The organism is Chamaesiphon sp. VAR_48_metabat_135_sub, assembly GCF_031418915.1.
GTDB lineage: Bacteria > Cyanobacteriota > Cyanobacteriia > Cyanobacteriales > Chamaesiphonaceae > Chamaesiphon.
Genome location: NZ_JANOJV010000079.1, coordinates 1 through 14,160, shown reverse-complemented (window position 1 = coordinate 14,160; position 14,160 = coordinate 1). Strand labels below are relative to the sequence as shown.

Sequence of the window (14,160 nt, the reverse complement as noted above, 5' to 3'; positions counted from 1 at the left end):
CCCTACTTTGGGGTAGTAGGGGTCGGAGGTTCAAATCCTCTCGTTCCGATTTGGTTGAAAACAGCACTAGAAAAGGGTTTGGGCTAGGTCTACCGACTTTGTTGAATCCTTTTTCGTTTGTCTTATTGAGAATCAAAGGGTGGTTAGGGGTGTTTAGGCATGACACTTTTACCCCGTTTTTTACCACGATAAAGCCACATTCGAGTTCACTCGCCCCCAAATCATCACGGAGATTGATACCTTGGTGACTCGCGACGATTTAGCAGATCGAGTGTTGATGACTCAATTACCAGAAATCCCAGAGGATAAACGGCTACCACGGGGCGAACTGAACGCGAAAGTTAAAACAGCTAGACCTCTGTTTTAAGCAAGACACTAGTGGCCTGTCAATCCAATTTTGACGGATAATAAAGTTAAACAGCAACCGAATCATAAGCGATATATTGCCTCCTTTTCGATCTACTTAATCTCTTGATAGAAAGTAATCCCTCTCACCCCCTCACTCTTGATTAAATGAAAGGGAATTTTATTTATCTGCTTACCTGATATTTACTAGTTCAACTTCCCTAACTAGACGGGTAGCAGTTCCTCCTCAGACTTTTTGCCGTACTCGATTATGATTGGATCGATCTCTGGTTTGCTCAATGTGTTGAAACAGCAACAATCTATACCTTAAATCTAGAAATTCTTGCAGCGATAATTCCTGAATTTAAGTCATACCAAGTACGCTTAAGGAAGCAAGCTTTACTTATCCGTATCGTCAAAATAGTCTCTACCAGTAACAGAGAAGACTAGAGAAGAACCCCAGTGGAAAGCGTTGCTTCTTATTTCTTCTGACCATAGGGAATAAATCGAATTTCAATCCTGCGCCTGGTATCATCTGCACCTCGATCGATCTTGGCAAGTTCGCCAGATGGCAGGTATAATTGACCAGCAGAATAAGCCCTGAATTTAACTTTTCCTAACTTTTTGGTATTTAAAAACTGGACTACAGCTATTGCTCTCATTAGTCCTAGATCGGTATTAGATCCAGCTTTCAAAGCATTAATTTTTTCATTTCCAGTCGCGGCTGATGTCAGTTTACCGTCAAGGTTACTGAAGTTACTAATTCCCTGACTATCTGTATGACCGATTACTTGGATAAAATCAGTATTACCTTTCTTTGTTGCTTTTTTAATTTCGGGTAAAATAGTTGTTTGGATGTATTTTCGCAAATCGGGTGTTAGTTCTGCACTGCCCGAAGGAAATTTGAAGTTGCCAGACTTTTCATCGATGATAATTGGTGAAGATGATTCTAGTTTTTTAGCGGCTGATATTGATTGCAACAAACTAATTAATAATAAAAAACTGATAATCATGAACGCATTTGACATCAGATCTGTAAATGCTTGGAATATATTCAATTCTTCATCCTGATGGGATCGATCGGTTCTTCTAGACATAATATTTTAGTTTAATTACTTTATGAGCGTCCGAATATTCTCGATCTTCGATCTTTATCATTTGCATTGTCAATATTTGAAACGATTTTTTCTAACTTTTCAATTACTGCTAATAATCTTTGTAAGGACTCTCGATCGGTTTGAATTTTTGGTTCTAAGATATTGACCAATGATTGCCAATTAGATTTGTTTGTTGTGCCAATATCTTGAATAGACAAGTCTGTGTTATTCAATACTTTGAGACAATTACGATTGAACCCATCGATCGCATTTTGTGTGGATGCAGAAACTTGGCCGTTATTTTTACTTAGGCTGATTACTTCTGAGCCAACTTGTTGAAGAGAATTAACTGCTCGATCGATCGCGGGTAAACTATCTCGGATAACTTGAGTAGCACTAACAAAATTACGAGATCCTTCTTGAAGACTGGATGTAGTTGTTGTTAGCCCTTGATAGACTTGCTTGATAATTTGATTTGCTTGTTGATGACTGCTCATCATTCCTTCTACACCTACCGCTAAAGTTTGGGTTGAGTTGGTAAATGCTGCTTGAGTGGTGCCAAGGTTTGTTACTAAAGCGTCTAGATTTTCGATAATGTTGTTTGTCTTAACTCGATCGGCAGCCGATACAAAGTCACTTACTCCAGTGTGAAATTGTGGCACTAATTCTACTAAAGTTTGTGTTTGCCCTTGTAAGGAGGTAGCGGCTTGTTGAAAGATACTCGCCCCATCATTAATCATTGCAGATGCAGCATCAATCTTATTTGTAGAGGCTTGCCATGTTTTGTAAACTGATTGAGCCAGTTGTGCGGCTGTTTGGTTGCTGGTGGTAATTCCTTCGAGTGAACCTTGCAGGGTTTGGGTAGAATGGGTAAAGGCTGTTTGAGTGGTGTTGAATTCGGCTAATACTCGATCGAGATTTTGGATGATATTATTTTGCTCCAATTTATTAGCCGCTGCCTCAAAAGTTTTTGCACTTTTTTGAATTCCTGGTACAAAAAATGCAAAAGTCTGAGAATGAGTTTCCATTGAGGTAACTGCACTTGAAAAAGTATTTGCGCTCCGCTCGATAGTTGTAGATGCATTATCCATATAAGCGATCGATGTATGCAAACTCTGATAAACTTTTTCGGCTAATTCTGCGGCTGTTTTATTGCTGCTGGTAATACCTTCAAGTGAATTCTCTAGAGTTTGAGTCGAATTAGTAAAAGCCTGTTGGCTGATATTTAATCCTACTAATACTCGACTGAGATTTTGGATGATATTATTATTCTCGATTTGGTTAGCTGCTATTTTAAATGTTTCTACACCACTTTTAAATCCATGTAGAGATTCGGCGAGAGTTTTAGTCTGAGATTCTAGGGATTTAGCTGCATATTGAAAGGTACTTGCACCTGTAGAGATGGTACCAGCAGCATTCGAGAAGTTAGTGTAGACATTTTCGGCGATTTGATTAATTCTGCCACATTCTTCAGTAATTTGATTTGCGGCTTTACCAAACGATCTTTCTAGTGTTGCGCCAACATTTTCATGAAATCTGGTCAGGAATTCTTGCTGTTGTGTCACCATTCGATCGATCGCTGTATCCAGTCTGGTATTACCTTCAACGGTTGGTTTGTAGATATTATCGAGGTAGTCTTCTAAGCTAGCAATTAATTGATGTTTGGCGATACTGGTATTAAAAATAGTATTAACAATAGTTAGAATCGATCCAAATAACAATCCGAACAAACTAGATGAAAAAGCAATGCCCATGTCTTGTAATGGACTTTGCAATTTTTGAACTAATCCTTTCATATCTTCACCATTACCACTAAAACCAGTTACGATCTCGGAGATATTAGTTAAGTTGCTAGTGATGCCTAAGAAGGTACCAATTAAGCCAAAGGCGATTAATAAATTTGGTAAGGCTCTCGTAATGCCATCTGCTCGATCGAATTGAATTTTAAAAACTAAAAAGCGTACTCTTTCATCTTTATAGAGACTATCAATGAGAGCGAGAGTATTAACGTGTTCTAACTTCTCGCTTGCCTTTTGATAGCGTTTCCTCAGTCGTTTGACAATCTCTGGTTGAATTCCCTCTTCTTCGCCGCCAACTAATAATCTAGAAATTTTATTGTTTATCTCTTCGAGCTTTTTATAAAGACTAAGGCGTAACAGAAATACAGCGATTGCTGGTAAGATAACTAGAATTAAGATCGAGATTTGAGCTTCTAGTGGTATTAGTGTAAGAATTGGCATTTGTTAAATATCGATCTTAGTAAAGGGTTCTAGAGATTTGGCTGATGTCATGGTAGGGGTAATTCATGAATTACCCCTACCATCCTCTTAGGTGTAATTTATGCGATAGAATCGATAATATCTGCATCGATTTCTCCAATGGAAGGCTCCGCTAACGAATTTCGATCGTTAGTAACTGGGCGTTGAGCCTGGAGGGTTTTACTATAGTTAATTGGATTGGCTTTAGCTTCTTGAGCTAACTTGTCTAAATAGCCCCAGAGCCGCTTTAAAACTCCATTTGTGGCTGGTCGATCGATCGTCGCTTCTTCACCCAGTACAATGTTAATTTCAGGGTAGTTAGGGCTATTTCTGGAGAGTTTATCTACTTGTTGAATGAACGATCGAAGTTGCGGTAAATAGATTTCTGTCCATTGGTTGGGATCGTTTTGAATTTCAGTAACGATGCTATTTCGTCGATCTCTGAGACTCTCAGTAACACCGTTAGATTTGGATATCTGCTCTAGGGCTTCGCTCCAAATTAGACTGAGTTGAATCGAGTTGTTTCGATCGCGGAATTCGTCATAAACTTCGTAGAGATAACAATTATTTTGGGGTACTAATATCCCGAAAGCCAAGCAAGCATAGAAAGCATCTTGCATCTCTTCCATCCGTCGCGCGTCGGGTGGGATAATTTCCGAGAATATTTGTTGATAGTCGTTATGAATTCGTGCTCTATTTTGAGAGCATTCTCGATCATAATGTTCGCGCATTCGATCGATCCCTTGAATTAACCTTAGAGGGAAAGCAGCATATTCATTGACGATCGTTATTTCACTATCATTTTGACTTGATTTAAGCGTAGATTCAGCAATTCCGACATTTCTAGTTAATAATTCTTGCAATTGTTGACTAGCGCGATCGTCGGTTTGTTTGAAGGCAATAATTTCGGACTTATTACCACCATCTTCATAGAAATGTCCATCTCTAGTTAATAAAGGAAGTAATGGTTGGGCTTCACTAATTATTTGGCGCATTCTTCGTTCTGCATTACCAGAAGCTAGCGGGTATTTCTGAAGGAATCTCACCATAACTGGTTGTAAGGAGCTAATCGCTTGCGTACCAAATAGTTTATCGATTGTGGCTGTAATATTAGTTCCCACCAATCTTTCATCGACATCACGAGAGCCAACTAAATAGTGAATTGTAGATCCAGTTGAGGTCTTTTCCTCGTCAGTCACTCGCACTAAAAAATACATTAATGACTGTTCGACAAATGTAAACTTCTCGGTGAGGATTTGCCCACTGATATCAATCAGAATAGATTTCTCATTCTGTTCTGGCAAGAATTCAAGATAACAACCATTAGCATCTTCAGGCGAGAACAAAGCTTCGCCAGTAATTCCATCTGGATTTAGTCGTTCTAAGTCTTCACACCGCTTTTTATAGTTTAGTTCGACTGCGACTAATAATTGGTCGATCCAGCCAGCTTCAAGGATGATCGATCGAATGAAGATCGATACTTCACTGGCGATAACTAGGGCTGTTTTGTAAAGCTGATAATCAAAGTTCTCCTGAATTAACTTTTTAGTAGTCGTGACGATCTGAGTAGCTTCGATTTGAAAATCTTTGTTTTTTTGCTTGTTATTATCTAACATGCCGAGAAAACCTTTTTTCTCCTCAATATCTTGAAGACGATGCTCGGCATTCCGCCATTGAGTATCGAGATCTTCTTGACTAGCTAAACCACCTTTGTTTTGGATATAATCTTCTAGCCCGCGCTGATATTCATTAATATGTGTCAAGATCGCTTCGAGCCAACCACGGGCACTATTGAGCGAAAATTCGGGAGGAGATGGTGTGAGTAGTTCGCCAAAAAAGTGACCGATATCATTTCTGAGTAGATTGCTCAGTTGGGGTTGAGTTTTTTGAATCCTTGTCAACCACGCACCGCGAACATCATCAGTTTCTCCTGGCTGTACTTTCCGAAATTGAGCGCGAGTATCACTGCGGAGTTGTTGGAGTAATTGCGATCGATCTGCTGATGTTTTTACCATCGCAATCTCTTGTTCGATTTTGCTATTCCAAGTTTTCAGAGCTTGAGCAAATGTTTTACCATTATCTTGTACCATTCCTTGGAGACGGTGGGGAAATTCTCGATCGATACTAGAGTCACCCCACTTCGATAAAAAGCGATTTAATAATAGCCCTGGATCTGGACTTTGCCCGATGCCTCGGAGCCAAAAGTTAATCAGTCGCCGACTAACATTAGTCAAGGACATTTGGACGATTCGCTCTTGAGGTGAATAGATTTTGGCTAATCCAAACGTTAGATATCGTTGGACATTGCGGCGAGGATGACTATCTAAACGGGTGAGTTTATCGCGGAAATTATCCTTCTGGCTCTTAATTACCGAAGTCAATTCATCACCAAAGTCGAGGAAAATTTTGTGAGCGACGACATTACAGAGCTTATTTTTATCCAGAATTCGATAATCCGTCGCCGTGCGATTAGACAACACGTAAGTGAAGTCAAACGGCGGACGATCTTCATCTACCGAAATCAACTGCTGAGGATCGTAACAAGCTTGAAACCGAGTATTACTAGCCGCATAATGATTTAACTCCTTCAACGCTGCATAGACATTGGCATTCATGCTGGGAGTATCGCCATAAAGTTCGGGGCTAATCACCCAATAACCGACTAATTTATTCTCAATATCCCCATAAGCCTTTCGCAGGGCATACGCCACATCCAAAAACATCCCGCTACCAGTGCCGCCACAGAGCGAGCCAACAACGAAAATGTTTAAACCAGACTCCACGCTAAATCCTTGCCCTAGCATGGCTTGTTCGTGCCCTCTGGTGCGATTTTCGGCAGTCTCAAATGCAGCTTTAATTTTGCGATAATTATGGAAGAAAGATAGCCTACCTACAGGGCGAATCCCGCCAGCACCATCTTCGATCGCTTTCACATTCCGAATTAGTTGAGGTGGCAACCAGCTTCTAATATGATCGTAGTGACTCTGACGGTCGAATTCGCCCTGCTGCTCCAATCCACCGATTAACTGGTCGATTTCTTGACTGCTCATGGTGGCGATTACCCGTTCCGCAGGCGTGAATAAGATATTTTCACCCCGATAGGTATTCCCCGTACTCAAACCCGAAATATCACTCGCGCCTTTATCCGCGTCGATATGTACAAAACTCACGACTGGCAAGGCATCGAGCCTGCCATATCGATCGATTATCAATCGCCGAATCTGCATCAGCACATCGCGCCCAGTACCACCTAAGCCGATGCAAAGAGTCCGTTGAATAGTTTGAGACATAATTAAATTAATTGATAATTGATAATTGGGTAACGCACCAAAATAACTATTTCTGTCCGATTGTTGACGACAGAATGCAGGTTACAAGAGTTTTATTTTTAAAAACTAGCTCTGTTGCCAAAATCAGCGCATAGTTTAGTTAATAACGATCGTTAGTTCCAAGTCGCGAGACTGGTGAGGATAATGAAGCCGAATACATTTGCCTGTGAGGATTTGACGTTGAGTGACTTCGCTGTTTTGGTAATGAATCGGTAATTCACCACTCGGCTCTAACCACAACTTATTACCTTCGCGCCGCAGATAGCCGCGAATATCATGCCCTCGACATTCGATATCGCTACCGATTCCGAGCCGTTGCTGATTGCGGAGATAGCAAATCTGAGCTTCTGAGTCGCTCTCATCAGCAATTGTCAGTTTCCAAGCAAGCTTGAGACTGCGCCAATGTCTAAACCACCAAATGCCACCCACGAGTGTTGTTAATATGCCCAAAGAACTGAGTAAAATGGGCAACCAAAGCTGTTGGAGTAAATAACCATTAATCAGGCAGGTTTCTTGCCCACCTGGTGCTGGAGTGCAAAATTCCTGCACTGTGGGCGCAATATCCACCACGCTCAAGTTATAGTTACCAATTTTTTGCGATCGCAATTGCAATGGCAAAGCATTCAGCCATTCTTGTCGCTCTTTACTTTCCTTCGTATTTTGCTGCCGAAACGGGCTATCTTGACGGGTTTCTACCCAGACATCTGACTTGATGCCAGGTTTGGTTAATAGTGGTGCATCTGTTAGCCACACCACCGACTGGGATTTAATATTTTTATTAGCAGTCAACCGACATTGATTTAACTGCGCTAAACCTTTGTAGATTGTCGATTCTGCAAGCTGAATGTCGGTATTCTGTTGAGCATTGCTAGATTTGAGCGGTAATGTCTGGAGAATCCGCTCGATATCGGCTGGCTTACCATGAAAAGGTATCGCCGCCCCTGCGGATAAGCAATCTACCTGGGGCTGAAGTGGATTGACTGTAGAGGCAAACGGGACGACGTATACCGCATCACCAGGGTGTAAACTATCTTGAATAATCTGCTTCAGACGCAGCCTTCCTTCGTCATTGAGGCGGACACTTCCGGTTAGATCGATGGCTAGCACTACGTCCTGCCCTTGCTGGCTGGATGTCAATTTTAGACCTGTTTTTTGCCAGTCAGACAGCGGTTGATGACTCGGTACGACTTTGGAGCAACTTGAGTTCAAGGGAAATAGTTGGGGAGTAGATCGGATATATCTATAGTTCCCTTGTCTTCACAAAGTTACACACCGATCGATACTTTCTCTTGCCTGAGCCATTCTATTGATCGGGAATGCAATCCCAAAGTCCCTAATAAAGGGGTGAAACCCAACACTTCTTTGAATGTTGGGTGTATTTTTAATTGAATCGACTAATCATTCCCACGCAATTTATCTAAGACGCTACGATCTTCCAGGGTCGAAGTATCACCAGAAACCTCTTTTCCTGCTGCTAAATCGCGCAATAATCGCCGCATAATTTTACCCGATCGAGTCTTGGGTAGTGCGTCAGTAAAGCGAATTTCACCAGGACGAGCGATCGCACCAATTTCGATACCGACATGTTTTTGTAACTCTTTGGCTAAACTTGGATCGCCGACAAAATTACTATTTAAAGTCACAAAAGCGACGATTTCTTCACCTTTAATTTCATCCGGTTTACCCACAACTGCGGCTTCAGCAACAGCGGGGTGAGAGACGAGAGCGGATTCGAGTTCCATCGTGCCGAGACGGTGCCCAGAGACGTTAAGAACATCGTCGATGCGTCCCATCACCCAGAAGTAACCATCTGTGTCCTGACGCGCTCCATCCCCCGCAAAATACATATATTTACCATTTTTGGGGGCGATGTGCTCCCAGTAGGTTTTACGGAAGCGTTCGTCGTCACCATAGACTGTTCGCATCATTCCTGGCCAAGGATATTTTACAGCCAGATAGCCCCCACTATTGGCGGGGAGGGTGTCACCATCGAGATCGACAATTTCGGCGATGATGCCAGGGAAGGGGCGGGTGGCGGAGCCTGGTTTGGTGGGAATTGCGCCAGGAAGGGCGGTAATCATCACACCCCCAGTCTCAGTTTGCCACCAGGTATCGACGATCGGACATTTTTCTTTACCGATGACGCGGTGGTACCACATCCAGGCTTCGGGATTGATCGGTTCGCCCACGGTTCCCAGCAGGCGGAGGGAGGAAAGGTTGCGGGCGTTGGGGAGTTCTTCACCCATTTTCATGAAGACGCGAATGGCGGTGGGGGCAGTGTAAAAGATGGTTACGCCATATTTTTCGATGATGTCCCAGGTGCAACCAGGTTTCGAGGGGCGGGTGACTCCTTCATACATAACTGTGGTCGCGCCGTTGGATAATGGGCCATAGACGATGTAACTATGTCCGGTAATCCAACCAACATCGGCGGTACACCAATAGACATCGGTATCGTTGAGATCGAAGATCCATTTGGTGGTGATGTGGCTGTAGAGATTATAGCCACCTGTGGTGTGGACTACCCCCTTAGGTTTGCCCGTACTGCCGGAGGTGTAGAGGACAAATAACATGTCCTCGGCATCCATTTCGACGGCGGGACAGTCGGCGGAGACGGTAGGCTGAATTTCATGCCACCAAATATCTCGCCCTTCAACCATTGGTATTTCTTGCTTGGTGCGTTGGACGACTAGGACACTCTGAACAGTAGGGCAAGCATCATTTTCTAAAGCTTTATCTACTTGAATTTTCAGCGGTACAATCGCATCTTTACGCCAACCACCATCGGCAGTAATTACGGCTTTAGCCTTACCATTAGATAATCTATCGCGCAAAGCATCGGCACTAAAGCCACCAAAGACAACGGTATGTACCGCCCCAATTCTCGCACATGCCAGCATCGCGATCGCGGCTTCAGGAATCATCGGCATGTAAATCCCGACTAAATCCCCTTTAACTACACCCATCTGTTTGAGCGCATTCGCCATCTGACAGACTTCGCGGTGCAATTGAGCATATGTCAGGGTGCGCGAGTCACCTGGTTCGCCTTCCCAAATTAGCGCGGCTTTATTCTTGCGCCAGGTGGTGAGATGTCGATCGAGACAATTGTAGGAGATATTGATCTTACCGCCTGTAAACCACTTGGCAAACGGGGGCTGCCAATCCAAAACTTTGTCCCATTTTTTGAACCAATGCAATTCGCTCTCGGCTAATTCTGCCCAGAACTGTTCGGGATTGGCTTGGGCGCGGGCATAGAGAGCTTCATATTCCGCCAAGCTCTTAATCTGTGCAGCTTGGGAAAACTCTGCTGAGGGGCTAAATAGTCGCTCTTCGTGGAGCGTAGATTCGATAGATATCTCTGACATAGTAGCGATCGCCAAATAATAGTTACAGATCGATTATCAGACAATTTTAGCCTAGTAAAAGCCAGTCACAAGCAGGAATGTCTAATGTGGCGGATCGATCGTGTAGTGTGCTAGATTCAACCCGACTATTGCTGACAAATCATCTCCCAACCAACCTGCCCCCACTAGATATCTACGCAAATACAGATTCTTGATCGATCTCAATTTTATAGTGGTTTCAGAGTGGGAATACCAACAGCACGAGGGTAATATGGATGGGTATCGGCAGTTTTCTCTAGCCAAATACAGTGACGGATACTATTACTGATGGGAGTAGTAAATCGATCCACCTTCGTAATTCCCCCGCCTAATTTAGCAACTGCTAATTCTAGACTATCTCCTTCTTCTTCTGTCCAATTTCCCCGATAGAGAATTGCCGTACCACCTATTTTTAGCAAAGGTAGTGCATATTCAGCACAAATATTTGCCGATGCGACTGCGCGAATCAGGGCGAGATCGTATTGATGGCGGTGCTGAGATTGTTGTCCCAATTCTTCAATTCGACTGACTAAGGGATGAATATTCTTCAAACCAATTTCTGGTGCAATCTCTTGAATAAATCCGATCTTTTTGGCTGTAGAATCAACTAATGTCATTTGCCAATCAGTTCTAGCGATCGCCAGAGGTAGTCCAGGAAAACCTGCGCCAGTACCGATATCTATCACCTTGTGCACTGATTGATTACTAATTAAAGCACCAACACCTCGCAAGGAATCCCACAAGTGCTTCTCCCAAAATTCTTCCGGCTCAGTAATTCTCGTCAGATTTAAGTTGCGGTTGGCAGTAACTACTGCAGCATATAAAAGCTGCAATTTTAATTGCTGTTGCTCGGTCGGAAACCAGTCGATCGTCTCTTGCCAGATTCCATCCATATTTGGCAAACAGTCTGGACTAGAAATTGATGATGAATTCATGCTCTTATCTATTTAATTTACCTTACCTATCAATTACTTGGACTGAACGTAGCCGTTGACGTAGCCTCTCCTCAAGCAGAAGTATCAACTATCAATTCACTCAATACTCCTCGATCGATCTGCCAACATTTATCGGCAATTGCTAATAAATCCCCAGCATCGTGAGTAACGACTAATAACGTCCATTCCTGTTTGAGTTTAGCAAGCAAACTGACCAACTGTTGTCGCATCGACCAATCTAAGCCCGCTGTTGGCTCGTCTAACAGCAGTAAATGGGGTTGTCTGATTAATTGCACTGCGAGGGCTAATCGTCGCTGCTGACCGCCGCTGAGGGCATGTGGCGATACCTGTAAAGGCAGATCTGCTAAACCAACAGAGGTGAGAGCCTGTTCGACTCGTTCGGCTCCGAGTTCGGGATGTCCGAGCCGCAATTCTTCTAGAATTGAGTTGGTACAAAAATGTCGTTCGGGAAATTGAAAGACTAGTCCGCCTAATTGTTGGAGTAGTTCGGCATCTAATGCCCGATCGCGCCAGTATACACCCCCACTCGTACCACTTGCCAATCCCGCCAAAATTTCCAGCAGGGTGCTTTTTCCCGAACCGCTCGCACCCACGATCAGTCCCAATTGCTGTGGTGCTAGTTCTAAGTTAAGATCCTTGAGAATTGCTCGATCGCTAGCTGGTGGATGGTAGGACAGATGTTTGAGTTTTAGCATCAATATAGGCTTTAGATTTTAGGCTTTAGTTTGTTGGGTGCGTTATCGCAAAGAGACTGAAACACAGCAGCCTAACTAATGATTTAGGATCGATCGAATCGGAACATCCGATCAGCAGTCCCGTCCAGGCAGTATAGTATATTTCGATTTATAAGTTACTGGTAAGAGTGGGTTAATCCAATTAACTCTTACTACGCCCGACATTTAAAAAAACTCTTGCCTTCACCTCATCCTAAATTCATGAAAGTTAAGTTCTCTCTCAACACACTACTTGCGTTAGCTACTGGGGTTGCTTTGACTCAATCGACGATCGTGGCACCAATTAGTCAGTTTAACCCAACTATTACCCCCGCAGTAGCTGGTACAAAACCAATCCCCAAAACAGTAAAACCTAGCAGCAATATGGTGTTTCCCACAGGGGGGAATAGGCTAAAGCAGGGTTCTAATATTGAGAAAGCAAAGGAATCAATGTTTCGGGATGGTGACTATGTTAAAGCTAAACAGTATCTCGACGCAGCAATTCAAACCGAACCTGACGAGCCATTAACATATGCAATGAACACGCTCTATCCCTTTAGTGCTGGGGATTTTGAGAAAGTGAAGGAGTATGGAGAGAAAACTGCCAAAGCCGCCGAAAAACTGATGGTAACTAATCCGATGCGGGGAAATTTGTATCAGGGTGTAGGTTTGGCGATTCTGGGTGCTTATGAAATGAAAAAAGCCAATGGTGGTGCTTTGGGTGCTTTGAGTAAGCTCCAAAAGGTATTTGAGTATATGGATAAAGCTAAAAAGCTCGACCCCAATAATCCTGAATTAAATTTAATTAAGGGTTACATGGATTTATTGCTGGCTGTCAACGTCCCATTTTCCGATACCAATCAGGCGATCGAACAATTAAAAAATGCCGAACCTAAATACTTAGCATTACGCGGCATGTATATCGGTCATCGGGACTTGAAGGAGTACGATAAAGCAAATATTGCTATTGATGCCGCACTCAAAATCGCACCTAAAAATCCCGAATTAATTTATTATAAGGCACAATTACTCGCCATTCGCGGACGAGACCAAAAAAACGAAGCCGATCTGAATGAGTCGATTAAACTCTTTGAATCTGCCTATCAAAAACGCGATCGATTATTATTGTCTACTATCGCCCAAATTCTCTCCGAACGCTGTCAAGCCAAGAATGCATTAGTTAGTACTAATAACGATGCTTGCTGGGGCTTTGAAGCACAACTCAAGCAAGATAATCCTAATCTTGTCGTGGGATTGACTAAGTTACCAGCGTTGAATTAAGTGTTAAGTGATAGAAGTTCATTTACATTGCCCTTTAGCCCGTCTATCGTCGAGGTTGCCCTTAGTATCACTAAATCCTATCCACAGCTTATGGGGTAAAGCTTCTAGTCTGATGTGAAAGTCTGGGGGGTCTACTGGGGGGTCTGAAGCCCGTTTTCATCCCTTTTTACTACTGTTTCACCACTGTCTGTACTATCAAACAATTCATTCGTTGCCTTGTCCCATCCCTGTTAGTCGCCGCAAGATGAGATCGAGTTTCCCGTTCAATTCAGTACCGAGATTGTCGATCTTGGTATCCTGAGCATCAAACCGCTGATTCATTCCTGCCTTCAATTCGTCGATCCCTTCATAGACTCGATTGCCGAAGGCAGACCAAGGGTCAACGAAAGCATCATTAAGTTCTCTCCATGTGACTTGAGTATCTTCAAGTCTGCTAATTCTGCGATCGAACGATCTTAGGGTTCGATCTAGTCCCCTGTCGTCTGGTTCTCTGGCTTGAGACATGTTAACCTCTTAGTAGTTATTTGTTTGATATCGATCGCGCTGCTGATAACAGTCCATCGTTGACCCCTGGTCTGCCTTCGGCAATCGATCTAGCCCTCGCCTTCACTGGTGGGGGCTATTTCGATTATATATCGATTCAAATTGAAAACAGTCTATATAGCAGTACGAAGTCATGTCAAGACAAATAAGATAGAATGGGATAAAGACAAAAAAGATACAGATGCCAGCACCATACAGCCAAGATTTGCGGATAAAAGCACTTGCAGCAGTAAAAAGAGGAGAGCAAAAAGCAAG

10 protein-coding genes are annotated in these 14,160 nt (G+C 43.1%); 2 read left to right on the top strand and 8 right to left on the bottom strand.

Going from position 1 to position 14,160, the window contains the following annotated elements; genetic code table 11:
• Positions 1-244: 244 nt before the first annotated feature.
• On the top strand, positions 245-367 hold the full coding sequence (locus RMO55_RS06310) for a hypothetical protein (protein ID WP_310424959.1): 123 nt from the start codon (positions 245-247) through the stop codon (positions 365-367).
• A gap of 457 nt (positions 368-824) precedes the next feature.
• Here the strand turns inward: RMO55_RS06310 and RMO55_RS06305 are convergent, their stop codons facing one another.
• The 7 genes from RMO55_RS06305 to RMO55_RS06275 all read right to left on the bottom strand — a co-directional run bounded on the left by RMO55_RS06305 (position 825) and on the right by RMO55_RS06275 (position 12,063).
• A complete protein-coding gene (locus RMO55_RS06305; protein ID WP_310424957.1) occupies positions 825-1,442 on the bottom strand; it encodes an OmpA family protein in 618 nt (205 codons plus the stop codon).
• 20 nt (positions 1,443-1,462) lie between these two features.
• Entirely contained in the window at positions 1,463-3,682 is a 2,220-nt protein-coding gene (locus RMO55_RS06300) for a hypothetical protein (protein WP_310424955.1), read from the bottom strand.
• Positions 3,683-3,780: 98 nt separating this feature from the next.
• Positions 3,781-6,990 carry a tubulin-like doman-containing protein gene (locus RMO55_RS06295; RefSeq protein ID WP_310424953.1) on the bottom strand — a complete coding sequence of 1,070 codons (3,210 nt, stop codon included), beginning with the start codon at positions 6,988-6,990 and terminating at the stop codon, positions 3,781-3,783.
• 135 nt (positions 6,991-7,125) lie between these two features.
• The gene (locus RMO55_RS06290; protein WP_310424951.1) at positions 7,126-8,238 is read right to left on the bottom strand and encodes a VWA domain-containing protein; all 1,113 of its coding nucleotides are present in this window, start codon (positions 8,236-8,238) and stop codon (positions 7,126-7,128) included.
• A 185-nt stretch (positions 8,239-8,423) separates the two neighbouring features.
• Positions 8,424-10,394: an acetate--CoA ligase gene (gene acs, locus RMO55_RS06285; protein WP_310424949.1), complete on the bottom strand. Its 1,971-nt coding sequence runs from the start codon at positions 10,392-10,394 to the stop codon at positions 8,424-8,426.
• A 206-nt stretch (positions 10,395-10,600) separates the two neighbouring features.
• Positions 10,601-11,347, bottom strand: a complete 747-nt coding sequence (gene rsmG, locus RMO55_RS06280; protein ID WP_310424946.1) for a 16S rRNA (guanine(527)-N(7))-methyltransferase RsmG — start codon at positions 11,345-11,347, stop codon at positions 10,601-10,603.
• A 71-nt stretch (positions 11,348-11,418) separates the two neighbouring features.
• Positions 11,419-12,063 (bottom strand): energy-coupling factor ABC transporter ATP-binding protein, encoded by a 645-nt coding sequence (locus RMO55_RS06275; RefSeq protein ID WP_310424944.1) that lies wholly within the window; start codon positions 12,061-12,063, stop codon positions 11,419-11,421.
• Positions 12,064-12,303: 240 nt separating this feature from the next.
• Between RMO55_RS06275 and RMO55_RS06270 the strand changes: the two genes are divergently transcribed.
• The gene (locus RMO55_RS06270; protein ID WP_310424942.1) at positions 12,304-13,362 is read left to right on the top strand and encodes a Sll0314/Alr1548 family TPR repeat-containing protein; all 1,059 of its coding nucleotides are present in this window, start codon (positions 12,304-12,306) and stop codon (positions 13,360-13,362) included.
• Between the two features lie 204 nt (positions 13,363-13,566).
• Here the strand turns inward: RMO55_RS06270 and RMO55_RS06265 are convergent, their stop codons facing one another.
• Positions 13,567-13,866 carry a hypothetical protein gene (locus tag RMO55_RS06265; RefSeq protein ID WP_310424940.1) on the bottom strand — a complete coding sequence of 100 codons (300 nt, stop codon included), beginning with the start codon at positions 13,864-13,866 and terminating at the stop codon, positions 13,567-13,569.
• Positions 13,867-14,160 lie beyond the last annotated feature (294 nt).